General features: G+C 69.8%; 22 protein-coding genes. 11 read left to right on the forward strand and 11 right to left on the reverse strand.

Going from position 1 to position 23,662, the window contains the following annotated elements:
* The coding region (locus O3W51_RS33450; protein ID WP_269288187.1) for a BACON domain-containing protein at positions 1 to 1,518 on the reverse strand (1,518 nt) is incomplete at its 3' end.
* Positions 1,519 to 1,710: 192 nt separating this feature from the next.
* Between O3W51_RS33450 and radA the strand changes: the two genes are divergently transcribed.
* Positions 1,711 to 3,096 carry a DNA repair protein RadA gene (gene radA / locus O3W51_RS33455; protein WP_138354132.1) on the forward strand — a complete coding sequence of 462 codons (1,386 nt, stop codon included), beginning with the start codon at positions 1,711 to 1,713 and terminating at the stop codon, positions 3,094 to 3,096.
* Between the two features lie 101 nt (positions 3,097 to 3,197).
* Positions 3,198 to 4,322 (forward strand): DNA integrity scanning diadenylate cyclase DisA, encoded by a 1,125-nt coding sequence (disA, locus tag O3W51_RS33460; protein WP_138354131.1) that lies wholly within the window; start codon positions 3,198 to 3,200, stop codon positions 4,320 to 4,322.
* A 214-nt stretch (positions 4,323 to 4,536) separates the two neighbouring features.
* Here the strand turns inward: disA and O3W51_RS33465 are convergent, their stop codons facing one another.
* Positions 4,537 to 5,358: a hypothetical protein gene (locus tag O3W51_RS33465; protein ID WP_138354130.1), complete on the reverse strand. Its 822-nt coding sequence runs from the start codon at positions 5,356 to 5,358 to the stop codon at positions 4,537 to 4,539.
* Positions 5,359 to 5,489: 131 nt separating this feature from the next.
* Between O3W51_RS33465 and O3W51_RS33470 the strand changes: the two genes are divergently transcribed.
* The 5 genes from O3W51_RS33470 to O3W51_RS33490 all read left to right on the forward strand — a co-directional run bounded on the left by O3W51_RS33470 (position 5,490) and on the right by O3W51_RS33490 (position 9,612).
* Positions 5,490 to 6,386 (forward strand): A/G-specific adenine glycosylase, encoded by an 897-nt coding sequence (locus O3W51_RS33470; protein ID WP_138354129.1) that lies wholly within the window; start codon positions 5,490 to 5,492, stop codon positions 6,384 to 6,386.
* A gap of 178 nt (positions 6,387 to 6,564) precedes the next feature.
* Complete coding sequence (locus tag O3W51_RS33475; protein WP_138354128.1) at positions 6,565 to 7,095, forward strand: SigE family RNA polymerase sigma factor; 531 nt, start codon at positions 6,565 to 6,567, stop codon at positions 7,093 to 7,095.
* A complete protein-coding gene (locus tag O3W51_RS33480; protein ID WP_244809340.1) occupies positions 7,083 to 7,691 on the forward strand; it encodes a hypothetical protein in 609 nt (202 codons plus the stop codon). The genes O3W51_RS33475 and O3W51_RS33480 overlap by 13 nt, the downstream gene beginning before the upstream one ends.
* Complete coding sequence (cseB, locus tag O3W51_RS33485) at positions 7,684 to 8,367, forward strand: two-component system response regulator CseB (RefSeq protein WP_138354127.1); 684 nt, start codon at positions 7,684 to 7,686, stop codon at positions 8,365 to 8,367. Before O3W51_RS33480 ends, cseB begins: the two co-directional genes overlap by 8 nt.
* 6 nt (positions 8,368 to 8,373) lie before the next feature.
* Positions 8,374 to 9,612 (forward strand): sensor histidine kinase, encoded by a 1,239-nt coding sequence (locus O3W51_RS33490; protein WP_138354126.1) that lies wholly within the window; start codon positions 8,374 to 8,376, stop codon positions 9,610 to 9,612.
* A gap of 74 nt (positions 9,613 to 9,686) precedes the next feature.
* Here O3W51_RS33490 and O3W51_RS33495 read toward each other — a convergent pair whose 3' ends face one another.
* The gene (locus O3W51_RS33495; RefSeq protein WP_187144970.1) at positions 9,687 to 11,273 is read right to left on the reverse strand and encodes an MDR family MFS transporter; all 1,587 of its coding nucleotides are present in this window, start codon (positions 11,271 to 11,273) and stop codon (positions 9,687 to 9,689) included.
* Positions 11,274 to 11,451: 178 nt separating this feature from the next.
* On the opposite strand from O3W51_RS33495, the gene O3W51_RS33500 reads away from it, so the two are divergent.
* Positions 11,452 to 12,027, forward strand: a complete 576-nt coding sequence (locus O3W51_RS33500; protein ID WP_269288188.1) for a TetR/AcrR family transcriptional regulator — start codon at positions 11,452 to 11,454, stop codon at positions 12,025 to 12,027.
* Positions 12,028 to 12,066: 39 nt separating this feature from the next.
* On the opposite strand, the gene O3W51_RS33505 is transcribed toward O3W51_RS33500, so the two are convergent.
* Positions 12,067 to 12,771 (reverse strand): M23 family metallopeptidase, encoded by a 705-nt coding sequence (locus O3W51_RS33505; protein ID WP_138354124.1) that lies wholly within the window; start codon positions 12,769 to 12,771, stop codon positions 12,067 to 12,069.
* 480 nt (positions 12,772 to 13,251) lie between these two features.
* Here O3W51_RS33505 and O3W51_RS33510 point away from each other — a divergent pair, with 480 nt between their 5' ends.
* Positions 13,252 to 13,596, forward strand: a complete 345-nt coding sequence (locus tag O3W51_RS33510) for a trypco2 family protein (protein WP_269288189.1) — start codon at positions 13,252 to 13,254, stop codon at positions 13,594 to 13,596.
* Between the two features lie 5 nt (positions 13,597 to 13,601).
* The gene (locus tag O3W51_RS33515) at positions 13,602 to 16,874 is read left to right on the forward strand and encodes an NACHT domain-containing protein (RefSeq protein ID WP_244809337.1); all 3,273 of its coding nucleotides are present in this window, start codon (positions 13,602 to 13,604) and stop codon (positions 16,872 to 16,874) included.
* An 86-nt stretch (positions 16,875 to 16,960) separates the two neighbouring features.
* Here O3W51_RS33515 and O3W51_RS33520 read toward each other — a convergent pair whose 3' ends face one another.
* Positions 16,961 to 19,495: an ATP-dependent Clp protease ATP-binding subunit gene (locus O3W51_RS33520; RefSeq protein WP_269288190.1), complete on the reverse strand. Its 2,535-nt coding sequence runs from the start codon at positions 19,493 to 19,495 to the stop codon at positions 16,961 to 16,963.
* A 429-nt stretch (positions 19,496 to 19,924) separates the two neighbouring features.
* On the opposite strand from O3W51_RS33520, the gene O3W51_RS33525 reads away from it, so the two are divergent.
* Positions 19,925 to 20,506: an SCO3374 family protein gene (locus O3W51_RS33525; protein ID WP_198357935.1), complete on the forward strand. Its 582-nt coding sequence runs from the start codon at positions 19,925 to 19,927 to the stop codon at positions 20,504 to 20,506.
* On the opposite strand, the gene O3W51_RS33530 is transcribed toward O3W51_RS33525, so the two are convergent.
* From O3W51_RS33530 to O3W51_RS33555, 6 genes are all read right to left on the reverse strand, one after another.
* Complete coding sequence (locus tag O3W51_RS33530) at positions 20,437 to 20,775, reverse strand: histone-like nucleoid-structuring protein Lsr2 (RefSeq protein WP_138354121.1); 339 nt, start codon at positions 20,773 to 20,775, stop codon at positions 20,437 to 20,439. The genes O3W51_RS33525 and O3W51_RS33530 overlap by 70 nt on opposite strands.
* A 122-nt stretch (positions 20,776 to 20,897) precedes the next feature.
* Positions 20,898 to 21,416, reverse strand: a complete 519-nt coding sequence (locus O3W51_RS33535) for an amino-acid N-acetyltransferase (protein WP_138354120.1) — start codon at positions 21,414 to 21,416, stop codon at positions 20,898 to 20,900.
* 9 nt (positions 21,417 to 21,425) lie between these two features.
* Positions 21,426 to 21,821 carry a BlaI/MecI/CopY family transcriptional regulator gene (locus tag O3W51_RS33540; RefSeq protein WP_138354119.1) on the reverse strand — a complete coding sequence of 132 codons (396 nt, stop codon included), beginning with the start codon at positions 21,819 to 21,821 and terminating at the stop codon, positions 21,426 to 21,428.
* A 39-nt stretch (positions 21,822 to 21,860) separates the two neighbouring features.
* Positions 21,861 to 22,040 carry a hypothetical protein gene (locus O3W51_RS33545; protein WP_138354118.1) on the reverse strand — a complete coding sequence of 60 codons (180 nt, stop codon included), beginning with the start codon at positions 22,038 to 22,040 and terminating at the stop codon, positions 21,861 to 21,863.
* A 14-nt stretch (positions 22,041 to 22,054) separates the two neighbouring features.
* The gene (locus O3W51_RS33550; protein ID WP_232485412.1) at positions 22,055 to 22,786 is read right to left on the reverse strand and encodes a hypothetical protein; all 732 of its coding nucleotides are present in this window, start codon (positions 22,784 to 22,786) and stop codon (positions 22,055 to 22,057) included.
* A 78-nt stretch (positions 22,787 to 22,864) separates the two neighbouring features.
* The gene (locus O3W51_RS33555) at positions 22,865 to 23,662 is read right to left on the reverse strand and encodes a type III pantothenate kinase (protein ID WP_138354117.1); all 798 of its coding nucleotides are present in this window, start codon (positions 23,660 to 23,662) and stop codon (positions 22,865 to 22,867) included.

Raw genomic sequence — 23,662 nt, forward strand, 5'->3', positions numbered from 1 at the left:
CTTGGTGTGGGTGGGGGGTGTGGCATGGCCTCGGACGGTGACCACCGCGCCGGAGGGGTTCAGGAGGATGCGGGCGGCCCAGGGGGCTGTGGGTTCGGTGGAGTGGTCGACCGTGACGGTGAGGGTGGCTGACTCGCCGGGGCGGAGGTCGCCGCTCGTGGCGCTCAGGTGGAGCCAGTAGGCGGCGGTGGAGGCGGTCCAGTGGACCGGGGTGTCGCCGGTGGCGGTGAGGGTGATGACGGTGGTGCCGCTGTGGGATCCGGCGGTGACGGTGAGGTGGCCGGGGGCGCCTGGGGTGGGGGTGCCGGGTGGAGTGGACGGTGAGGCGGAGGTGTCCACGCTGACCGTTGTTCGGGGGGTCGCCGGGTGGTGGGCGTCGTTGGAGCCCGTGCTGCCGGCCTTTTCGTACGGGTGGCCGTCGATGCCGTCGGCACCATCCGGCTCGCTGGCGGAGATGCCGCCGCCCGGCTGGTCGGCGCCGATCGGCGCGCCACGGTAGGCGGCCCAGAGGGCGAGTACCGGGGCGGCGACGACGGCGGCGACGACCGTGGTGGTGACGGCGCGGTGCCGCAGCTGGGCGCGGCGGGCCGCGCGGTCCTTGTGGTCCAGGGGGAAGCCGCGCCGGTCGAAGCGCGGGGTGCCCTCGCGGCTGCGGCCGGCGCCGTCGCGCATGGAGTGCATCAGGGCGGCGTACGCGGCGGACCGTGGCGCTTCGAGCATGGTGAGCACGGCGGTCGCCGCGGTGGTCGCGGTGCCGGGCCAGGGGCCGCCGACGACGGCGCGCTCGGCGGTGAGCCGGCACTCCGGGCAGTCGTCGACATGGCGGACGAGTTCCCGGCGCAGGGCCGTGCCGAGCAGCACCTGGGTGTCACCGGCCAGCCGCGCGACGGCCGCGCAGGTGCCGACCTCGACGACGGCGAGCGCGGCGCGGGTGCGTTCGACCTCGCAGGCGGCGCGGGCGAGGAGCGCGCGGGCCGCGTCCGCCTCGATGCCGAGGACGTGGCCGACCTCGTGCGGCGGGAGCTGGTGGCGGACCGCGAGTTCGAGGGCCTCGCGCTGCTCGGGGGTGGTGCCGGCGGCCTCCGGCCAGGCGAGGGCGGCGAGCTGGCCGCGGCGTTCGGCGGCGACCGCCTCCGACATGCGGGGCAGATCGGGCCGGCCGGCCGCGAGGCGGCGGCGGCAGGACCAGCGGGCGAGGGCGTAGAGCCAGGGGCGGCGCAGCCCGGCCTCACGGAGCCGGCCGCGCTGCCGCTCGGCGAGGGCCAGCACCTCGCCGAGCGCCGCCGCGGCGGCGTCGTGCTCGCAGAGGACGGAGAGGCAGTAGGTGAACAGCCCGTCCAGATAGGGCTCGTAGTGGGCCGGGGGCTGCATCGGCAACGTGCCGTGCGGGCGCCGGTCCTTGCGCTGTTCCGGACGCGGTTCGGGGCGCGTCCGGGGCGCCGTCGCCCGGTGCTTGCGGTGCGTACCGGTGCGAGGGCCCGTAGCGGCGTCCTGGGGGTGGGTCTCCTGCCTGCTCATCACCTGGCGACGGTAGGGCGGCGGGAGCACAAGTCTCAGGCGTCCTCGTGAGCGTTAACCCGTATGGGTGGTGATGCCGCTCAAAAGGGGACACCCCGTTAACTCGTACGAGTGCCCGGGGGAATGCGAGTGCGGGCGCTGTCGCGGTCCACCGGGAACGCGTTGTCGGACCCTGCCACTACGGTGAACCCCATGCCTCCCCGCAAGACCGCTACGAAGGACCGTCCGTCCTACCGCTGCACCGAGTGCGGCTGGACCACCGTGAAGTGGCTCGGCCGCTGCGGGGAGTGCCAGGCCTGGGGCACCGTCGAGGAGTTCGGCGGCGCGCCCGCCGTCAGGACCACCGCGGCCGGCCGGGTGACGACGGCCGCCAAGCCGATCGGCCAGGTGGACGTCAGCCAGGCGACGGCCCGCTCGACGGGTGTGCCCGAGCTGGACCGGGTGCTCGGCGGCGGGCTGGTGCCCGGCGCGGTCGTGCTGGTCGCGGGTGAGCCGGGCGTCGGCAAGTCGACGCTGCTGCTGGACGTGGCGGCGAAGGCGGCGACCGCCCAGGGCCCGACGCTCTACATCACCGCCGAGGAGTCGGCGTCCCAGGTCCGGCTGCGCGCCGACCGGATCGGCGCGCTCTCCGACCATCTGTACCTGGCGGCCGAGACGGACCTGTCGGCGGTCCTGGGCCATCTGGACGACATCAAACCGTCGCTGCTGATCCTGGACTCGGTGCAGACGGTGGCGTCCCCGGAGATCGACGGCGCGCCCGGCGGCATGGCGCAGGTCCGCGAGGTCGCGGGCGCGCTGATCCGCGCCTCCAAGGAGCGCGGTATGTCGACGCTCCTGGTCGGCCATGTCACCAAGGACGGTGCCATCGCGGGCCCCCGTCTGCTGGAGCACCTGGTGGACGTGGTGCTGAGCTTCGAGGGCGACCGACACGCCCGGCTGCGGCTGATCCGCGGCGTCAAGAACCGGTACGGCGCGACGGACGAGGTCGGCTGCTTCGAACTGCACGACGAGGGCATCACGGGACTGGCCGATCCCTCCGGACTCTTCCTGACCCGCCGCGACGAACCGGTTCCCGGTACGTGCCTGACGGTCACGCTGGAGGGCAAGCGCCCGCTGGTGGTCGAGGTCCAGGGGCTCACCGTCGACACCCAGATCCCGTCCCCGCGCCGCACGACCTCGGGTCTGGAGACGTCCCGGGTCTCGATGATGCTCGCTGTGCTGGAACAGCGCGGCCGGATTCAGGCGATCGGAAAGCGCGACATCTACACGGCGACGGTGGGCGGTGTGAAGCTCACCGAGCCCGCCGCGGACCTGGCCGTGGCGCTCGCGCTGGCCAGCGCGGCGATCGACACACCGCTGCCCAAGAACCTGGTCGCGATCGGCGAGGTCGGCCTCGCGGGCGAGGTCAGACGGGTCACGGGGGTGCAGCGCAGGCTGTCCGAGGCCGCCCGGCTGGGCTTCACCCATGCCCTGGTACCGCCGGATCCCGGGAAAATCCCGCCGGGCATGAAAGTGATCGAGGTGGCCGACATAGGAGACGCCCTGCGGGTGCTCCCGAAGCGTGGCTCACGGGCCTAGAGACGGTCCGAACAGCGGTCGCTGGCCCATTGCGGAGAGAACGTCAGTAAACTTTGCCCTGGTCTCGCCCTTTGGGCATCCGTAGCGACCGGAGGATTGCAGTGGCAGCCAACGACCGGGCAGCAGCTCCCGGCAAGTCCGGCGGGAGTTCCGCTGCTGATGCCCTGATGCGCGCCTCGCTCAGCGCGGTCGCTCCCGGCACCGGCCTGCGTGACGGACTCGAACGCATTCTGCGGGGCAATACGGGCGGTCTGCTCGTCCTCGGCATGGACAAGACCGTCGAGTCGCTCTGTACCGGCGGCTTCGTCCTCGACGTCGAATTCACCGCGACCCGGCTCCGCGAACTGTGCAAGCTCGACGGCGCGCTGATCCTCGACAAGGACCTCACGAAGATTCTGCGGGCCGGTGTGCAGTTGGTCCCCGACTCCAACATCCCGACCGAGGAGACCGGCACCCGGCACCGCACGGCGGACCGGGTGAGCAAGCAGGTCAACTTCCCGGTCGTCTCGGTCAGCCAGTCGATGCGGCTGATCGCGCTGTACGTCGACGGGCAGCGCCGGGTCCTGGAGGACTCCGCCGCGATCCTGTCGCGGGCGAACCAGGCGCTGGCCACTCTGGAGCGCTACAAGCTGCGCCTGGACGAGGTGGCGGGCACGCTCTCCGCGCTGGAGATCGAGGACCTGGTCACCGTCCGGGACGTCAGCGCGGTCTCGCAGCGGCTGGAGATGGTCCGCCGGATCGCCACCGAGATCGCCGAGTACGTGGTCGAGCTGGGCACCGACGGCCGGCTGCTCTCCCTGCAGCTGGACGAGCTGATCGCGGGCGTCGAGCCGGAGCGCGAGCTGGTCGTCAGGGACTACGTGCCGGAGCCGACCGCGAAGCGGAACAGGACCGTGCCGGAGGCGCTCGTCGAACTGGACGCGCTGCCGCACGCCGAGCTCCTCGAACTGACCACCGTGGCCCGTGCCCTGGGCTACACCGGCTCCCCCGAGACGCTGGACTCCGCGGTCTCGCCGCGCGGCTACCGGCTGCTGGCGAAGGTGCCGCGGCTGCCGAACACGGTCATCGAGCGGCTGGTCGAGCACTTCGGCGGCCTGCAGAAGCTGCTCGCTGCGAGCGTCGACGACCTGCAGACGGTGGACGGGGTCGGCGAGGCGCGGGCGCGTTCGGTGCGGGAGGGCCTGTCCAGGCTGGCGGAGTCGTCGATCCTGGAGCGGTACGTCTAGGACTCCGTCCCGGTTTGCGGGTCGGGGGCCGGGCCCTCCGGGGCAGGGTCCGAAATCGACTGTTTACGTGCCTGGCGGCCCACAAACAGCTCGGCAGCATTTCGGACCCTGCCCCTGCGGACCCGGCCCCCTTCGGCTTCTCGGCCGAGCGAGGACGTGTTGCGAAAGTCCCGCCTGGCCCACCGGGCGAACGGCGCTACTTTCGCAACACGCCCTAGTCGGCCTTCAGGACGAATGACGCCTGCTTCGGCGTGAAGCCCTGGAGCCTTGCCTCGACGAGGTAGGTCGTGCCGACGGCTGCCTGCTGGCCCTTGGGGGTGGCGCAGTCGGGGGAGCTGGTCTGGCGGTTCCACTCGATCGTGTAAGTCGTCGAGCTGTGCGCCGGAACCTGCAGCAGGTAGGCGCCGCGGCCGGCCGGGCAGTCGTCGGTGGACCAGACGTGCTTGTTGCCGGTGGTGTTGGTGATGGTGACGATGGCCGCCGTCGATCCGAAGTCGAGTTTGCAGGCCGTCGCGGCGGAGTTGGCCGCGGTCAGCTCGAACTTCGGCTTCTGGCCGGGCGCGTAGGAGTTCTGCGTGCTGCGCAGCGTCAACTGGACGTCGGAGACGGCGCAGTCGGCGAGGGTCGAGCCGGCCGGGAGCTGGCCGCTGGAGCCGCCGGAGGCCGCTCCGCCGGACGAGGCGCCGTTCGAACCGCCGCCGGAGACACCGGAGTCGGTGCCGCCGGAGGGCGAGCCGGAGGAGCCGCCGGACGAAGTGCCGTCGGAGGAACCGCCGCTGCCGCTGCCACCGCTGGTGTCCCGGCCGCCCGGGCGGCCGGGGAGGTGCGGTCCGCTGGGGGTGGGGCCGGGCGTGATGGAGGTCGCGGGGGTGTGACCGCCGGGTCCCTTCGCGCCGGTGCCGCCGCTGGAGCCGCCGGAGTTGACCGCCCAGACGGCCAGCACGGCGAGCAGTGCGACCAGGCAGAGCACAACAGCCCGCCGTCGCCAGTAGATGGACGACGGAAGAGGTCCGATCGGATTGCGCACAGAGCCCACACGCGAACTCTAGGGGAGATCGGCCGCGCACCGACGCAACACCCGCCGCACCGGGCGCGGTCTTTCCCGATCATCACGTTTTCCCGCGCGAGCGGTCACTGTCAGTGGCATGTGCGAGGATCGACGACGCTATGAGCACAGACACCCGCGCCACCGCCCACCACGATCTGCACGCACCCGTCATCGACTGGTTCGACGAGCATGCCCGGGACCTTCCGTGGCGCCGCCCGGAGGCCGGTGCGTGGGGCGTGATGGTCAGCGAGTTCATGCTGCAGCAGACCCCGGTCAGCCGCGTGCTGCCGGTGTACGAGCAGTGGCTGGCGCGCTGGCCGCGGCCCGCCGACCTCGCCACGGAGCCCGCGGGTGAGGCCGTCCGCGCCTGGGGGCGGCTCGGCTATCCGCGCCGCGCGCTGCGGCTGCACGCGGCGGCGACCGCGATAGCGCTGAGCCACGGCGGTGAAGTCCCGCGCGACCACGCCAAGTTGCTGGCGCTGCCCGGTGTCGGCGAGTACACCGCGGCCGCCATCGGCTCGTTCGCGTACGGGCAGCGGCACTCCGTCCTGGACACCAATGTCCGCCGGGTCTTCGCCCGCGCCGTCACCGGCGTCCAGTACCCGCCGACCGCGACGACCGCCGCGGAGCGCCGTACCGCGCTGGCGCTGCTGCCCGACGACAAGGGGACGGCCGCCCGCTGGGCGGCGGCGACGATGGAGCTGGGCGCGCTGGTGTGCACCGCGCGCGGGCCCGAGTGCGTGCGCTGCCCGATCGCGGCGAGCTGCGCCTGGCGGCTGGCCGGCTCCCCCGAGCACACCGGCCCGCCGCGCCGCGGCCAGACGTACGCGGGTACCGACCGCCAGGTGCGCGGAAAACTGCTGGCCGTGCTGCGGGACGCGGTCGATCCCGTGCCGCAGTCCGCGCTGGACGCGGTGTGGGACGAGCCGGTGCAGCGGGCCCGCGCGCTGGACGGCCTGGTGGCGGACGGTCTCGTCGAGCCGCTCGCCGACGGGGTCTACCGACTGCCGGTTTAAACCCCTTCGGGACGTTGGTCCTGAGGCTGTTACATAACCGACGGCTTCCTGTGAGTCCTCTGTGCGCCCACGGTGGCAAAAGCCCAACATCCCCTCCGTAGCGTCGTCCTCGTCGGAACGGTTGGCACCCCAGCGCAACAGTCGACAGGGCGGGACAGCACGGGACGGAGGGCGACCCATGGCGGCGAACGGCACGGTTCTGGAGTTCGAGGAGTACGTGAGGACCCGGCAGGACGCACTGCTGCGGAGCGCACGGCGGCTCGTCCCCGACCCGATCGACGCCCAGGACCTCGTCCAGACCGCGCTGGTGCGCACCTACCCCCGCTGGGACGGCATCGCCGACAAGACGCTCGCGGACGCCTACATGCGCCGCGTCATGATCAACACCCGGACCGAGTGGTGGCGGAACCGCAAGCTCGACGAGATCCCCACCCAGGAGCTGCCGGACGCCAGCGTCGACGACGGCGCCGACCAGCGCGCCGACCGCGAGATGCTCCGCGACGCGCTGCAGGTCCTCGCGCCCAAGCAGCGCCAGGTCGTGATGCTGCGCCACTACGGCCAGCTGTCCACGGAGGAGACCGCCCGCGCGCTGGGGATGTCGACGGGTACGGTGAAGAGCACCCTGCACCGGGCACTGGCCCGGTTGCGCCACGAGCTGGAGCACGGCCGCTACGGCTACTCACGGATGGAGGGCGTGTGCGCCGCCTAGCAGCGCTGACCGCGGTGGCAGTGGCTCTGTGCCTGCTGACCGCGCTTGCAGGCTGCAGGACCGGCACCGGGGCACGCCGTGAGGGCCCCGCACCGCTCCAGACGCTGAAGGCGGAGCCCAGCCCGGCGCCGTCCATCGCCGGTGACCCGGCGGCGCTGGCGAAGCTGGTGAAGAAGGACACGCAGAACGTCAGCCAGGAGGTGCGCGAGGATCTCGCGCCCTGCGCCGGTGACGAGTACCCGGTGGACACCTCGTCCGGCGATCTGACCAGCGGAGAAGGACCCGATCTGATCGTGAACGTCGCCACCTGCGGCGACGGCATGGGGATCGCGAGTTATGTGTACCGGATGGTCGGCGGGCAGTATCGGAACGTCTTCGCCGATGAGCAGCCGCCGGTCTACGGCAGCGCGGAAAACGGCAAGCTGGAGATCATCCGTCAGGTGTACAAAGGCGACGACCAGGTCTGCTGCCCCACCGGGCAGGAGGCCCTGACGTACGTCTGGAAGGACACCAGGTTCGTCCAGGTGGAGCGTACGTACACCGACTACGGGGACGCGCTCCCCACCCCCAAGCCGGAAATGAAGTCGAATGGCTGAAACACACGTCCTGTTCGTCGAGGACGACGACGTCATCCGCGAGGCGACCACGCTCGCGCTGGAGCGTGACGGCTTCAAGGTGACGGCGGTCGCCGACGGACTGGCCGGGCTGGAGGCGTTCCGCGCCGAGCAGCCCGATCTCGCGCTGCTCGATGTGATGGTGCCGGGCCTGGACGGCGTCAGCCTGTGCCGGCGGATCCGGGACGAGTCGACCGTGCCGGTGATCATGCTGTCCGCGCGCGCCGACTCCATCGACATCGTGCTCGGCCTGGAGGCCGGCGCCGACGACTATGTGACGAAGCCCTTCGACGGGGCGGTGCTGGTCGCCCGGATCCGGGCGGTCCTGCGCCGTTTCGGCCACGCCTCCTCCGGTGACGAACCGGCGGAGGCTGCCCTGCTGTCCTTCGGCGACATCGAGATCGACCCCGAGGGCCTCGAGGTGACCCGCGGCGGTGAGCGGCTCGCCCTGACCCCCACCGAGATGCGGCTGCTGCTGGAGTTCTCCGCGGCGCCCGGCGCCGTGCTCTCCCGCGACCGGCTGCTGGAACGGGTCTGGGACTATGAGTGGGGTGGCGACACCCGGGTCGTGGACGTCCACGTCCAGCGGCTGCGCGTCAAGATCGGCCAGGACCGGATCGAGACGGTGCGCGGCTTCGGTTACAAGCTCAGGGCCTGACAGACCATGCCGTTGTTCCCCCGCTCCAGTCTGCGCTGGAAGCTCAGTGCCGCCATCGCCTGCGTATCGGTGCTCGTCGCCGTGGCGCTGAGCCTGGTGGTGCACAACGCCGCCCGCGTCAGCATGATCGACAACTCCCGTGACGTACAGGACGAGCGGGTGCAGTCCGCGCTGCGGATCTACGAGGTCACCGGCAAGAAGGTCTTCTCCGCCCAGCTCGACGACCCGGCCCTGCCCAAGCCGCTCAAGGAGTTCGCGGCCAGGGGCGAACGGGCGACGTACGTCCAGGACAGTGGCGGCGCGCCGATCGTGTGGGCCGAGACACCGACCAACGACGGCCGCATCCTGTCGCTGCGCACCACCTTCAAGGACCGCTACTCGGTCCTCGTCGACCTCGACCAGGCCTTGGTCGTCGGCTCGCTCGCGGTGGTGGTGGGCGGCACCGCGCTCGGAGTGCTGATCGGCGGCCAGATGTCCCGGCGGCTGCGCAAGGCCGCCGTCGCGGCCCGCAAGGTGGCGGACGGCAACCCCGAGGTACGGGTGCGCGACGCGATCGGCGGCCGGGTCCGGGACGAGACCGACGAGCTGGCGGCCGCCGTCGACGCGATGGCCGACGCCCTGCAGGACCGGCTGGAGGCCGAGCGCCGGGTCACCGCCGACATCGCCCACGAGCTGCGCACCCCGGTGACCGGGCTGGTCACCGCGGCCGAGCTGCTGCCGCCGGGCCGTCCCGCCGAGCTGGTGCGGAACCGGGCGCAGGCGCTGCGCACCCTGGTCGAGGACGTGCTGGAGGTGGCGCGGCTGGACGGGGCCGCGGAGCAGGCCGATCTGCAGGAGGTCGCCCTGGGCGACTTCGTCCGCAGGCGGGTGCTGGCGCTCGATCCCGATGCCGTGGTGACGGTGATCGAGGACGCGGTCGTGCACACCGATCCGCGCCGGCTGGAGCGCATCCTCGGCAATCTGCTGGCCAACGCCGCCCGGCACGGCAAGCCGCAGACCGAGGTGAGCATCAACGGGCCGTTCCTGCGGATCCGCGACCACGGTCCCGGCTTCCCCGACGATCTGCTGCGCGAGGGCCCCAGCCGCTTCCGCACCGGCAGCTCCGACCGGGCCGGCGGCGACCACGGCCTCGGCCTCACCATCGCCACCGGCCAGGCCCGCGTACTGCGCGCCCGGCTCACCTTCCGCAACGCTCCCGCCTCCGACGGCGGCGGCGCGGTCGCGCAGCTGCTGCTGCCCCGGTAGACATGCCCGTACAACGACGACGGCCCCCGGCAGGAGATGCCGGGGGCCGTCGTCGTACGGGCGCTACGAGGGGGTCAGATCGCCTCGACCGGGTGCAGGGCCTCGGAGGCCTCGTCCTTGTCGGTCTTGTCGCCGTCGCCGGGGGCCTGCGGAGCACCGCGCAGCGGGATCTCCTTGACGAACCAGGCCGCCACGAAGCCGACGATGCTGATCACCGCGCCCCACAGGAAGACGGTGTGCGTGCCGTTGGAGACCGCGTGCAGGTAGGCGTCCCGCACCTCCGCCGGCAGGTGGGCGATGCGCGCGGGGTCGAGCTGGGCGCCCGCCCCGATCGCCTTGCTGCCCGCGGTGCCGCCGAGCTCCGTCATCGTGTTCTGCACGTGGTGGGTGAAGAGCGCCCCGAAGAGCGAGACACCGAACGAGCCGCCGATGGTGCGGAAGAGCGTGGCGGACGAGCTGCCGACGCCGATGTCCTTCATCTCGACGCTGTTCTGCGCGACGAGCATGGTGATCTGCATCAGGAAGCCCATGCCCGCGCCGAGCACGGCCATGTAGACGCCGGACATGAAGCGGGTGGTCCCGGTGTCCATGGTGGACAGCAGGTACAGCCCGACGGTGATCAGGGCGCCGCCGATGATCGGGAAGATCTTGTAGCGGCCGCTCTGGGTGGTGACCCGGCCCGCGATCAGCGAGACCACCATCATCGCCAGCAGCATCGGCAGGAGCAGCAGGCCGGAGTTGGTGGCCGAGGCGCCCTGGACGGTCTGCTGGTAGAGCGGCAGGAACGTCATCGCGCCGAACATCACGAAACCGACCAGGAAGCCGATCAGGGAGATCAGCGAGAAGTTGCGGTTGCGGAAGATGTGCAGCGGCATGACGGGCTCTTTGGCGCGGGTCTCGGCCCAGATGAAGGCCGCGATAGCGACCACGCCGAGGACGAGGAGCCCGATGATCTGCGCCGAGGCCCAGCCGTACTGGGTGCCGCCCCAGGTCGTGAGGAGCACCAGCGCGGTGATGCCGACGGTGAGCAGTCCGGCGCCGAGGTAGTCGATACGGGCCTGGACGCGCTTCTTCGGCAGGTGCAGCACGATGTAGATCATCGCGAGCGCCACCGCGCCGAGCGGCAGGTTGATGTAGAAGCTCCAGCGCCAGCCCCAGTTGTCGGTGATGGTGCCGCCGACGAGCGGTCCGCCGATCATCGCGAGCGCCATGACGCCGGCCATCATGCCCTGGTACTTGCCACGTTCCCGAGGCGGTATCAGGTCACCGATGATTGCCATCACACCGACGATCAGACCGCCGGCGCCGAGGCCCTGGATCGCACGGAAGGCGATCAGCTGGTCCATCGACTGGGAGAGGCCGGAGAGTGCGGAACCGGCCAGGAACAGCACGATCGACGTCATGAAGATGCCCTTGCGACCGTACATGTCGCCGAGCTTTCCCCAGATGGGCGTCGAGGCGGCGGTCGCGAGCGTGTACGCGGTGACCACCCAGGAGAGGTGGTTGAGGCCGCCGAGCTCCCCTACGATCGTCGGCATCGCGGTACCGATGATCATGTTGTCGAGCATCGCGAGCAACATCGCGATCATGAGCCCGAGCAGAACCACACGCACACTGCGCTGAGGAGCCGCTTCGGGTGGCGTTTCTGCGGTCTGGGACATGACCGGTGCCTCCCCTGGATGGGGCGGCCCGCTTGTGCTTTTGGTACTTACTTGCCGCCCGGCTAGTTCGCTACGATACCGAAGGTAAGCCGCAGCTAGCCGGTCGTCAAGTAAGTAGATTACGTTTGACCAAAGCCATACCGGCCATTCGGGCGGTCGACGCAGGAGAGCGGTAGCCATGGGCACTTCGCAGGCACGTCGCGGTGACACCCGCCACCGCATCCAGGACGTCGCGCTCGAACTCTTCGCCGAGCAGGGGTACGAGAAGACCTCGCTGCGCGAGATCGCCGAGCACCTCGAGGTGACCAAGGCCGCGCTCTACTACCACTTCAAGACCAAGGAAGACATCCTCACCAGCATCGTCGAGGACATCGGCCGGCCGGTCGACGAGCTGATCACCTGGGCCGAGGCGCAGCCGCGCACCCTGGAGAACAAGCAGGAGATGCTGCGCCGCTACAGCGCCGCCCTGTGGGGCGCCAGCGCGCTGTTCCGCTTCATCCAGGAGAACCAGGCCACGGTCCGCAAGCTGAGCATCGGCGAGCAGTTCAAGAGCAAGATGCTCGCGCTCAACGGTCTGCTGAAGGAGCCCGAGTTCTCGATGGCGAGCCAGGTCCGCTGCATCACCGCGCTCTTCGCGATGCACGCCGGGATGTTCGCCGTGCAGAACATCGAGGGCGACCCCGAGGAGAAGCGCGAAGCCATCCTCGAGGTCGCCCTCGATCTCATCGCCCAGGCTCACCGGAACCTGGACTGATCACCGCTGATGACGCTGTGGGTCACCTGACGGCATGCGTCACATGTTGACGCCGTGCTGGTGCAGGAACGACAGCGGCTCCATGCCCGAGCCGTAGACCGGCGTGGTGCGGGCCTCGAAGTGCAGGTGCGGGCCGGTCGAGTTCCCGGTGCTGCCGGACTTGCCGATCTCCTGGCTGGTGCTCACGGTCTGGCCGACCGAGACCTCGAGCTTCGACAGGTGGCCGTACTGCGTGTACGTGCCGTTCCCGTGCTTGATCACGATGTTGTTGCCGTAGGCGCCGCCCCAGCCGGCCTCGACGACGGTGCCGCCGTGCACAGCCCTGACCTGGGTGCCGGTCGGCACCACGAAGTCCTGGCCGGAGTGCTTGTGCGACCAGTGCGAGCCGGCCTGCGCGAAGGACGCGCCGATCGTGTAACTGGTCACGGGCTTCACCCAGGCGTTCTGGCGCGCGCTGCGGTCCGCGGCGGACTTCACGGCCGCCCGCTTCTTGGCGTCGGCCTTCGCGGCAGCGGCCTTCGCGCTCGCCGCGGCGGCCTTCTTCTGTACGTCGGCCTGCGTCTTCATGACGTCCGCGATGCTGTTCGCCGACGCGGTCCCGAAGAGACCCGCGTCCTGCGAGTCGGCGGCCATGGCCGCCGTAGAGCCCAGCGCGAGTGCCACGCACACGCCGCCCGCCACCACGGCCGCACGACCACGCATGACGGACTTCGGGGCGTGGTTCTTCGTCGAGTTCTTAAGCATGCAGGATTACCTCACTGAATGGGGGGTATGAAGCAGGAGCGACTGTGGGCCGCTCCGGCCATTCATTGGTAACGCGCTTCGCTGTGCCCGCACAAGGCGCGCTGCTACTAACTGCGGCCGTAGCGAAAGCAAGGACGAAACGCCTCTTGCCAAGCTCACCCCGGCTACTGAGTGAGTCCGGCGCACCTAGCTCGACCAGCCAGAACATGGGACCGACGGTGTTTTTCCCGCGGTTCCGGCGGCCGGTGCGGAACCGCCTTCCGAGCCCTTGAAGCATCGACTATTCCGCCTAGTAAGCTCGGAATGGCGCGTGTGCCATGTCACCACGCAATAAGATCAAATCGCTTTCCCGCGGGACGTTCCGTCATTCACCCGGGCCGAAAGTCCTGTGACCCCCGCCACTCAATTCCCCGGAAAGCATGGCGGCGCCCGCCCCGGCTGCCCTACCGTTGCCCCATCGACAGGGCGGGGGCGCACACGATGGCGGCGGACGAGTACCTGACCGACATCGAGCTGGCGGATGCGGTCGAGGCGGTCCGTGAGGGCCTGGCCACCGCTGCCGCGCGCGGCAGCGGGAAAGCGGTCCGCTTCGAGGTCGGCGACATCCACATGGAGTTCACCGTGGAGATCCGCCGCGACGTGACCGGCAAGGCCGGCGTCAAGGCCTGGGTCGTGGACGCCGGGGTGGAGGGCACCCGCTCCCGGGGCCGCACCCACACGGTCTCCTTCACCCTCAAGCCGAAGAACGCCGCCACCGGCGGCCATCTCGACATCCACATGGACGACGAGGGCGACAGCAGCCACTTCACCGACGCCGGAAGCTGACCGCCGTGGCCGCCGGGCCAGGGGCCGACGGCCCCCAGCGGAACCGGATCGCGGCGGTCTTCTCGGGCGGTCGGCAGGGCAGCGGCTATCTGCTGAGCCCCCGGCTGGTGCTGACCGCCGCCCACGTCATCGGTGACGGCCTGGACATCCGGATCGCCGTACCCGGCGGCCCGGGCGACGTGCGGTGCCGCGTCGTGTGGCAGCCGCACGAGATCGAGCGCGAGATCGACGTCGCCCTCATCGAGGCCCCCGTCGACCTGGTGCCGCCCACCGGCCTCGTCCAGCTGGGCGAGGTGGACTCCCTCTCCCCGATCCGTGACTGCCAGGCGATCGGTTTCCCGTACGTCCAGCGCGGCGGCCCGGAAGGGAAGTCCCTCGACAGCGAGCAGGTGACCGGCACCCTCAAACCCGGCTCCGGGATGCTCAAGCGCCAGTACGTCCTGGACAGCGACCACGCCCCGCCCTCCGCACGACAGGACGGCGGGTCGGCGTGGGCCGGGATGTCCGGCGCGGCCGTCTTCTGCGGCGCCCTGCTGATGGCCGTGGTCTGCGGCGACCCACGCGGCTGGCCGCACAGCCGGCTCATCACCGTCCCCGTCGCCGAGCTCGTGCGACACCGGGGTTTCATGGGCGCGCTCGATGCCGCCGGCTGCGCCTACACGTTCATCACCCGGCCGGTCGACCCGGACGCGGCGTTCACGTCCCGCTACGCGGCGTACATCGCCAAGCGGCACTCCACCCTCACCATCTTCGGGATCGACCTCAGCGACCGCTCCCGGGCCGTCTGGCCGCTCGACGCGGCCTACCTCAGCCTGGAGGTGACCGAACCCGACCGCGGCGCACCGGGGAGCCCGCTGCCGGGCGGCGGGGGGTCGGTGCGCGCGGAGCAGACCTTCGCCGGGCGTGAGCGCGTCCTGCTGCGCGGTCTCGCCGGATCCGGGAAGACCACGCTGGTGCAGTGGCTGGCGGTGTCCGCCGCCGGGCAGGACCAGGACGCCGGGGATCACCATCTGCGGGACCGCGTCCCGTTCGTCCTGCCGCTGCGCACCCTCATCCGCCATGGCGAGCTGCCGCTCCCCGCCGACTTCCTCCGCTCCGCGAACGTCCCATTGACCGCGCCGGACGGCTGGACCGAGCGGATCCTCCAGGCGGGCCGGGGTCTGCTGCTCGTCGACGGGCTGGACGAGATCGGTGAGCGGGAACGCGACCGCGTCCGCGACTGGCTGCGTGATCTGCTGATCGCCTTCCCCGGCAACCTGTGGCTCGTCACCTCGCGCCCTTCCGCGGTCTCGGACGCGTGGCTCGCGGGCGAGGCCTTCGCCGAGCTGGCGCTCTCCCCCATGGGCCGTGACGACGTCGGCGCGTTCATCACCCGCTGGCACGACGCCGCCCGCGCGACGGACGCCGACGCCGAGGAGACCGCCAGGACCGACGGCTACCAGCGCTCCCTGCTCGACGCCGTCCGCACCCAGCAGGACCTCGCCCGCCTCGCCACCAACCCCCTGATGTGCGGACTGATCTGCGCCCTGCACCGCGACCGCCGCGGCTATCTGCCGCACAGCCGCAAGCAGCTGTACGACGCCGCGATGTCCATGCTGCTGGGCCGCCGCGACCTGGAACGCGACATCGACGTACGGCTCACCGAGGAACCCCAGATCCAGCTCCTCCAGAAGCTGGCCTACTGGATGATCCGCAACGGCCAGGTCGAGATGGACCAGACCGACGCGGAGGAGCTCATCGCGGCAGCGCTCCCCGCGATGCCCGCGGTGGCCGCGATGGGGGACGCGTCGCAGGTCTTCCAGCACCTGCTGCTCCGCAGCGGACTGCTGCGCGAGCCCGCGGAAGGCACCGTCGACTTCATCCACCGCACCTTCCAGGACTATCTGGGCGCGAAGGCGGCCGTGGAGGAGCGCGACTTCGCGTTCCTCGTCCGCAACGCCCACGACGACCAGTGGGAGGACGTCCTGCGGATGGCGGTGGCCCACGCCCGCCCGGACGAGCGCGCCCGGCTCCTCAACCAGCTCGTCGCCCGGGGCGACCGCACCAAAAGCCACCGCTCACGGCTCCATCTGCTGGCGATGGCCTGCCTGGAGCAGGCGGTGGAACTGGACGCGGTCGTCCGGACCGCCGTGGAGGAGCGGGCGGCGGCCCTCATCCCGCCGCGCTCGGACGAGGGCGCCGACGCGCTGGCCGCGGTCGGCCCCGTCGTCCTGGAACTGCTGCCAGGACCCGCCGGCCTCTCGGTGCAGGAGGCGGCGGCGGTGGTCCGCACCGCCGGGAAACTCGGCACGGATGCGGCCATGGCCTTCATCAGCAGGTTCACCCAGGACGAGCGGTCGCAGGTGCAATTCAGCATTGTCGAGGCGTGGGACCACTTCCCCGTCGACGCCTATGCGGAGCAGGTACTCAAGTACTCGCTTCTCAACTCATGGGTAACCATCGACAGCGCGGCCAAACTCCGGGCCCTGCCTTCGCTGGCCCACGCCAGGCTCCTCTGGTGTGTGGGAGCGCTGCCTCCTGAAGAGCTATTGCCGCCGTCCAGAACGGTCCACCTGCAACGTCTCAACATCAAGGACAATCCGCTTCTGGACAACCTCGGCCGGGTTTCGGCCGCTCCTGAACTGGAGCTGTTGGGTATCGCCAACTGTCCGGGCATCACCGACCTCGAGGATCTGAGGGACAACACTTCCCTCGAGTACCTCGACCTCTGGAACTTCACGCGGCCTCTGGATCTCCGGGTGCTGGAGAGTCTGGAGTCCTTGCGTTCTCTGGGCCTCGCCACACACGTTGAGTGGGCCGATTTCCGCGACGCGCCGGCACTGGAACAGCTGACTCGTCTTTGGCTGATTCGGAACGCAGACGTCCGAAGCCTGCGCGGAATCGAGAAATGGCGCAGTTTGGGGTGGGTGTCGATCGACTGTCCCGACGAGGTGTCCTGTCTATCGGCTCTCGCCGGCCTGCCCGATCTCAGGAAACTGGTGCTCCGGGATGTCCGGCACCACATCACCGAGGCTCTGGTAACCATGCCGGCTGTCGCGACGCTCCAGCTCGTCGATCCGTCACCCGTCGTCGATCTGGCCTCTCTGGTGCGGCTTCTGCCCGGCCTGGTGGATCTGCGGTTCCTTTACGCCACCGCGCCGGCCACCACCACGCTCGACCTCACCGCACTCCGGGGCGTCGAAGGAATCCGTCTCACCGTGGAGAACGCGGCCCGGGTCATCGGCGCCGAATTGTTCCCGCAGGACCGGCTGCACATCACCCCGCACCGTCGTGACTGATCCGCACCCGCCGACCGCGCAAACGGCGCCGGCCCCGAAACCAGAAGGTTTCGGGGCCGGCGCCGTGCAATGCCGAGCAGCAGGCGTTACGCGTCCTTGGACAGGTTCGGCGCGGCTCCGCCGGAACCCGCGGCCTCGATCGGCGGAGTGTCCGCGACCGTGACCTTCTCCTCGCCGCGGAAGGTGAACTTCTTCTCCTCACCCTCGCCCTCGGTGTCGACGACCACGATGTGACCGGGGCGCAGCTCACCGAAGAGGATCTTCTCGGAGAGGATGTCCTCGATCTCCCGCTGGATCGTCCGGCGCAGCGGCCGGGCGCCCAGGACGGGGTCGTAGCCCTTCTTGCCGAGCAGCTTCTTGGCCTCGACGCTGAGCTCCAGGCCCATGTCGCGGTCCTTGAGGCGCTCGTCCACCTTGGCGACCATGAGGTCGACGATCTGCATGATGTCTTCCTCCGTCAGCTGGTGGAAGACCACGATGTCGTCGACACGGTTGAGGAACTCGGGACGGAAGTGCTGCTTGAGCTCCTCGCCGACCTTCGCCTTCATCCGCTCGTACCCGGTCTTGGCGTCACCCGTGGCCGCGAAGCCGAGGTTGAAGCCCTTGGAGATGTCCCGGGTGCCGAGGTTGGTCGTCATGATGATGACCGTGTTCTTGAAGTCCACGACCCGGCCCTGGGAGTCGGTCAGCCGACCGTCCTCCAGGATCTGCAACAGGGAGTTGAAGATGTCGGGGTGGGCCTTCTCGACCTCGTCGAAGAGCACGACGGAGAACGGCTTGCGGCGCACCTTCTCGGTGAGCTGGCCGCCCTCTTCGTAGCCGACGTAGCCGGGAGGCGAGCCGAAGAGCCGCGAGACGGTGTGCTTCTCGCTGAACTCCGACATGTCGAGCTGGATGAGCGCGTCCTCGTCGCCGAAGAGGAACTCGGCGAGCGTCTTGGACAGCTCGGTCTTACCGACACCGGACGGACCGGCGAAGATGAACGAGCCACCGGGACGCTTCGGGTCCTTGAGGCCGGCACGGGTACGCCGGATCGCCTGGGAGAGCGCCTTGATGGCGTCCTTCTGGCCGATGACGCGCTTGTGGAGCTCGTCCTCCATGCGCAGCAGGCGCGAGGACTCCTCCTCGGTGAGCTTGAAGACCGGGATGCCGGTGGCCGTGGCCAGGACCTCCGCGATCAGCTCCTCGTCCACCTCGGCGACGACGTCCATGTCGCCGGCCTTCCACTCCTTCTCGCGCTTGCCCTTGGCGGCGAGGAGCTGCTTCTCCTTGTCGCGGAGCGAGGCGGCCTTCTCGAAGTCCTGCGAATCGATCGCGGACTCCTTCTCACGGCGCACATCGGCGATCTTCTCGTCGAATTCGCGGAGGTCCGGCGGTGCGGTCATCCGGCGAATGCGCATCCGGGAGCCGGCTTCGTCGATCAGGTCGATCGCCTTGTCCGGGAGGAAGCGGTCCGAGATGTAGCGGTCGGCCAGGGTGGCGGCGGCGACCAGGGCGGCGTCGGTGATCGACACACGGTGGTGTGCCTCGTACCGGTCGCGCAGACCCTTGAGGATCTCGATGGTGTGGGGCAGCGACGGCTCGGCGACCTGGATGGGCTGGAAGCGGCGCTCACGGGCCGCGTCCTTCTCCAGGTGCTTGCGGTACTCGTCGAGCGTCGTGGCACCGATGGTCTGCAGCTCACCTCGCGCCAGCATGGGCTTGAGGATGCTCGCGGCGTCGATCGCGCCCTCGGCGGCACCCGCACCCACCAGGGTGTGGAGCTCGTCGATGAACAGGATGATGTCGCCGCGGGTGCGGATCTCCTTGAGGACCTTCTTCAGGCGCTCCTCGAAGTCACCGCGGTACCGGGAACCGGCGACGAGGGCGCCGAGGTCCAGGGTGTAGAGCTGCTTGTCCTTGAGCGTCTCGGGAACTTCACCCTTGACGATCGCCTGGGCGAGGCCCTCGACGACGGCGGTCTTGCCGACGCCGGGCTCGCCAATGAGGACGGGGTTGTTCTTGGTGCGGCGGGACAGCACCTGCATGACCCGCTCGATCTCCTTCTCGCGCCCGATGACCGGGTCGAGCTTGGTTTCCCGAGCGGCCTGCGTCAGGTTGCGGCCGAACTGGTCCAGGACCAGCGAGGTCGAGGGCGTGCCCTCGGCCGGGCCGCCGGCGCCCGCCGACTCCTTGCCGCCGCCGGAGTAGCCGGACAGCAGCTGGATGACCTGCTGCCGGACCCGGTTCAGGTCGGCGCCGAGCTTCACGAGGACCTGGGCGGCGACGCCCTCGCCCTCGCGGATGAGGCCGAGCAGGATGTGCTCGGTCCCGATGTAGTTGTGTCCGAGCTGAAGGGCCTCGCGGAGCGACAGCTCCAGGACCTTCTTGGCACGGGGGGTGAAGGGGATGTGCCCGGACGGGGCCTGCTGGCCCTGACCGATGATCTCCTCCACCTGCTGGCGGACCGCCTCGAGCGAAATCCCGAGGCTCTCCAGGGCCTTAGCGGCGACACCCTCACCCTCGTGGATCAGGCCCAGGAGGATGTGCTCGGTGCCGATGTAGTTGTGGTTGAGCATCCGGGCTTCTTCCTGAGCCAGGACGACAACCCGCCGCGCGCGGTCGGTGAACCTCTCGAACATCGTTAATCGCTCCTCAGAGCGGTCGGGCAGTTAGGGGGCGGTCCCCTCCCTGTCCTTCCGCATGCTAGTCCCGACAGCGGGGCAGCTCACTTCAACCGTAGACACCCACCTGGGCCCTTTAGTCCCACGCAGCCGACAACAGCTCCAACCTGATGGTGCGAGACGATGTTCCCGCAGGCCAGGTGAATAGACCTTTATCGAGTACGCCGATGGCGAACGCGCGCCCATCCGCGGCGGCCGTCGTCCCGTCCCACTAGGACTTTCTTACCCGCCGGCACCGACATTCCATGCCGCGCGGGGCCAACGGGTGCGCTACGGGCGAACAACCTTGCGCTCATCGGCCGCACACCTGGCACCTTCGGCGGGCACGGAGCGTATCCGGAGCGCCACCGCTCGTAACCCTTGTGCTCCGCGGGAGTTGCATACTGCATGGGCTGGTACGAGCACGAGCTGGGTTGGCCGATCGCCGGTACGACGCCTCCGCACCTGGTCACCGGTGCGCGCTTCGACGCGCTGGAGGTTCCCGCCAAGGTGGGCTTCGCCGCACTGACACGCTTCCCGCGGCCCGGTGAACTGGGGCCCGTCGCGCTGGACGGACGGCGGGTCCTGCTGCTGGTGGCGGCGGGTACGGCGGAGGAACTGACCGGGCTGCTGGAATGGCTGGAATGGGGCGGAATCCCGCTCGATCTGACCGCCCTGGGTGCGGGCGATCTGATGCGGGCGCCGGCTCATCCCGAATGGGGACGCCGGGAGGCCGCCTACGACCGGACGGCGCCGGTCTGGCTGCGGCCTCCCCAACCGGGCTGCGAGGTGGAACCTACGTTGCCCGCGATGTGCTTCACGGGCCGCTCCGGTACCGATGGTGTGGGGGGACCCATCGGCCTGGTGGCACTGGTCTCCGCTCTCGCGACGGCCTGCCACCGGGTCCGGCTGCTGGAGAATCAGCCGTGTTCCTTCTCGTACGCCTCGCGAATGGACGCGGGAACACGGCCGCGGTCATTGACCTCATAGCCCTTGTCCTTGGCCCACGCACGAATCTTCGCGGTGTCCTGGCTCGCCGAACCGCCGCGCACAACCTTGGGACCGCGGCCACGGCCGACCCGTCCACCGGTCCTGCGACCGCTGTCCAGGTACGGGGTGAGCAGCCCGCGCAGCTTGTCCGCATTGGCAGTGGTGAGGTCGATCTCGTACGTCACTCCATCGAGTGCGAACGTGACGGTCTCATCCGCCTCGCCGCCGTCGAGGTCGTCAACAAGAAGGACCTGAACCTTCTGTGCCACCGGCTTCCCTTTCATCGAAAACGGATTAACGGTAAAAGCAAAGCGCCTTTTACGGAAAAACACAAACCCCTTGCGCGAAGCTGAGCAAGATGCCCGTGCGCGTACCGGACATACCGGGACCCTCAGAGTTGCAGCAGCATGCGGCTGTTGCCCAAGGTGTTCGGTTTCACTCGCTCGAGGTCGAGGAACTCGGCCACTCCCTCGTCATTGGAACGCAGCAGCTCGCCGAAGACATCACCGTCCACCGGCGTCTCGCCGATCTCGACGAAGCCGTGCTTCGCGAAGAAGTCGACTTCGAAGGTGAGACAGAAAATCCTGCGGACTCCGAGCCAGCGCGCGGTCTGCAAGAGCTTGGCCAGGACTTGATGTCCGACGCCCTTCCCACGCTGTCCCGGATGAACCGCCAGCGTGCGGACCTCTGCCAGGTCCTCCCACATCACATGAAGTGCGCCGCAGGCCACGACGGCGGCGTCCTCGTCGCGTTCGGCGACCCAGAACTCCTGGATGTCCTCATAAAGAGTCACCGTGGGCTTGTCCAGCAGGATGCGGTCACGGACATATGAGTCCAGCAGGCTGCGGACAGCCGGCACATCACTGGTCCTGGCCCGGCGGATGGTGACGTCATTTGATACGAGGGGCATGGCCGGACGCTATCGTTCGTCGGGCTCGGGAGGGGCAGAGGGGTCCACGGACTGGACTACGCGCATTGCGTCCCTGAGAGCTTCCCGCTGTTCCGGCGACATCATGCCGAAGAAGTGCACGAGGGCCGCGGCCGGGTTGTCGCTCGCCGCCCATGCTTCGTTCATCAGTGCGGCCGAGTAAGCAGCTCTTGTGGATACCGCCTCATAGAGATAGGCGCGGCCTTCCGCCTCGCGGCGCAGCCAGCCCTTCTGGTGCAGGTTGTCCATTACGGTCATGACCGTCGTGTACGCGATGGAACGGTCCTGCTGCAGGTCTTCGAGCACTTCGCGAACGGTGACCGGGCGATTCCACTGCCACACCCTGGTCATCACTGCGTCTTCGAGGTCTCCCAATGGACGGGGCACTCTCGAATACTAGTGACGATTGCCGGAAATGCCGCTTATTTAGCGAACCTCGTCGGTTCCGGCCTGCTGGACCGCCTCGGCCTTGGCGAACGCGGCGTCGACCGCCGCGTCCTCCTTGGCCTTGTTGGCCCCGCCCTGGTTCTTGATGATCGTCACGACGAGGCCGATGAAGAAGACCGCCATCACGAACGGCGGCACGAGCGCGGATACGTAGTCCATGCCGTCCAGCGTAGTCAGGCCGAGCGGGCTTCCTCGTCCGGGGGCGTGGCGCGGTGGTGTCCCGGCGGGAACACCTCGGCCGGCGTGGGGACCCGGCGGCCCGGGTCGGGGGCCGCGGGGCCCCTGGACGGCGCCGGGGCCGGAGCGGGCACCTGGGAGGGCCGTGCGGGCTTCTCCCCGGGCTTGCCCGACGTGTCCGGCCGGTCGGCCGCGGAGCCGAACAGGAGAGCCGGCACGGGCGATTCCGTGCGGCCGCCGGGCAGCGAGAGCAGCCGTCCGCGGTCGGCGATCGTGGAGCGTCGGCGCGACGTGGGCATATGGGCCTCCAGGCGGGCTCGTAGATCGTTTTCGGCCAGGTCCTCGCAGCGCCGCAGCAACACGGTGCGGCGGCGGTGCTCGACCGTGCCACAGGGGTGACTGCGCAGCCGCCGCAGCGCCGCGAGGTCGTCGGGGCCCGGCAGGTAGCCGGTGTCAAGGGCGTCCCGCAGCCGTGCGAGATAACCGGCGGCGCTGCCCGGGAGGGCCTCGCGGTAGCGGGCCAGCTCGGCGAGGAGGAACGTCCGGAGCCGCCCGCCCTCGCTGACCGCTTCGTCCAGGGCCTCGGCGAGCCGGAGGTACTCCTGGAGGTCGTCGGGGACGGATGTCGTGGTGGCGGGTCGGAGGGCCGCTGCGAGGGCGCGCCGGAACACACGCAGTTCGTCCGCGCTGAACGCCATGCCGCCCCGGGACCCGTGTGGCGTGGGCATGAGACGACTTTAAGTGCTAAACGGACAAAATTCCCGTAACGACATGGCTGGATCTGGGGACACCGACCAACCGGGGGACTAACTCGTCGAGACGTTCCGCTCGTAGACCAGGCGCAGCCCGATCAGCGTCAGCCACGGCTCGTGCACATCGATGATCGACGCCTCGCCGAGGACGAGCGGCGCGAGACCGCCGGTGGCGATCACCGTGACGTCGTCCGGGTCGTCGGCGAGTTCCCGGGCCATCCGCTCCGCGACACCGTCGACCTGGCCGGCGAAGCCGTACAGGATGCCGGACTGCATCGCCTCGATGGTGTTCTTGCCGATGACGCTGCGCGGGCGCGCCAGCTCGATCTTGCGCAGCTGCGCGCCGCGCACCCCGAGGGCGTCCACCGAGATCTCGATGCCCGGGGCGATGGCGCCCCCCATGTACTCACCGCGCACGGAGACCGCGTCGAAGGTCGTCGCCGTACCGAAGTCCACGACGATGCACGGGCCGTTGTACAGGTGCATGGCCGCGAGGGAGTTGACGATCCGGTCGGAGCCGACCTCCTTCGGGTGGTCCACCAGGATCGGCACACCCGTCTTGATGCCCGGCTCGACGAGGACCGACGGGACGTCCCCGTAGTAACGCCGGGTGACCTCCCGCAGCTCGTGCAGGACCGCCGGCACCGTCGAGCAGATCGCGATGCCGTCGATGCCGTCACCCAGCTCCATGCCCAGCAGCGGGTGCATGCCCATCAGGCCCTGCAGCAGGACCGCCCACTCGTCGGCGGTACGGCGCGAGTCGGTGGAGATCCGCCAGTGCTCGACGATCTCCTCCGCGTCGAAGAGGCCCAGGACGGTGTGCGTGTTGCCGACGTCGATGGTGAGGAGCAT

It is taken from the genome of Streptomyces sp. H39-C1, from assembly GCF_027158125.1.
Taxonomy (GTDB): domain Bacteria; phylum Actinomycetota; class Actinomycetes; order Streptomycetales; family Streptomycetaceae; genus Actinacidiphila; species Actinacidiphila fildesensis.

Coding starts and splice junctions, on each gene's coding strand:
- O3W51_RS33505 (WP_138354124.1), bottom strand. CDS start 12,771: ATGCTTAAGAACTCGACGAAGAACCACGCCCCGAAGTCCGTCATGCGT.
- O3W51_RS33535 (WP_138354120.1), bottom strand. CDS start 21,416: ATGCCCCTCGTATCAAATGACGTCACCATCCGCCGGGCCAGGACCAGT.
- radA (WP_138354132.1), top strand. CDS start 1,711: ATGCCTCCCCGCAAGACCGCTACGAAGGACCGTCCGTCCTACCGCTGC.
- O3W51_RS33470 (WP_138354129.1), top strand. CDS start 5,490: ATGAGCACAGACACCCGCGCCACCGCCCACCACGATCTGCACGCACCC.
- O3W51_RS33475 (WP_138354128.1), top strand. CDS start 6,565: ATGGCGGCGAACGGCACGGTTCTGGAGTTCGAGGAGTACGTGAGGACC.
- cseB (WP_138354127.1), top strand. CDS start 7,684: ATGGCTGAAACACACGTCCTGTTCGTCGAGGACGACGACGTCATCCGC.
- O3W51_RS33520 (WP_269288190.1), bottom strand. CDS start 19,495: ATGTTCGAGAGGTTCACCGACCGCGCGCGGCGGGTTGTCGTCCTGGCT.
- O3W51_RS33510 (WP_269288189.1), top strand. CDS start 13,252: ATGGCGGCGGACGAGTACCTGACCGACATCGAGCTGGCGGATGCGGTC.
- O3W51_RS33545 (WP_138354118.1), bottom strand. CDS start 22,040: ATGGACTACGTATCCGCGCTCGTGCCGCCGTTCGTGATGGCGGTCTTC.
- O3W51_RS33525 (WP_198357935.1), top strand. CDS start 19,925: ATGGGCTGGTACGAGCACGAGCTGGGTTGGCCGATCGCCGGTACGACG.
- O3W51_RS33550 (WP_232485412.1), bottom strand. CDS start 22,786: ATGCCCACGCCACACGGGTCCCGGGGCGGCATGGCGTTCAGCGCGGAC.
- O3W51_RS33490 (WP_138354126.1), top strand. CDS start 8,374: ATGCCGTTGTTCCCCCGCTCCAGTCTGCGCTGGAAGCTCAGTGCCGCC.
- O3W51_RS33500 (WP_269288188.1), top strand. CDS start 11,452: ATGGGCACTTCGCAGGCACGTCGCGGTGACACCCGCCACCGCATCCAG.
- O3W51_RS33495 (WP_187144970.1), bottom strand. CDS start 11,273: ATGTCCCAGACCGCAGAAACGCCACCCGAAGCGGCTCCTCAGCGCAGT.
- O3W51_RS33555 (WP_138354117.1), bottom strand. CDS start 23,662: ATGCTCCTCACCATCGACGTCGGCAACACGCACACCGTCCTGGGCCTC.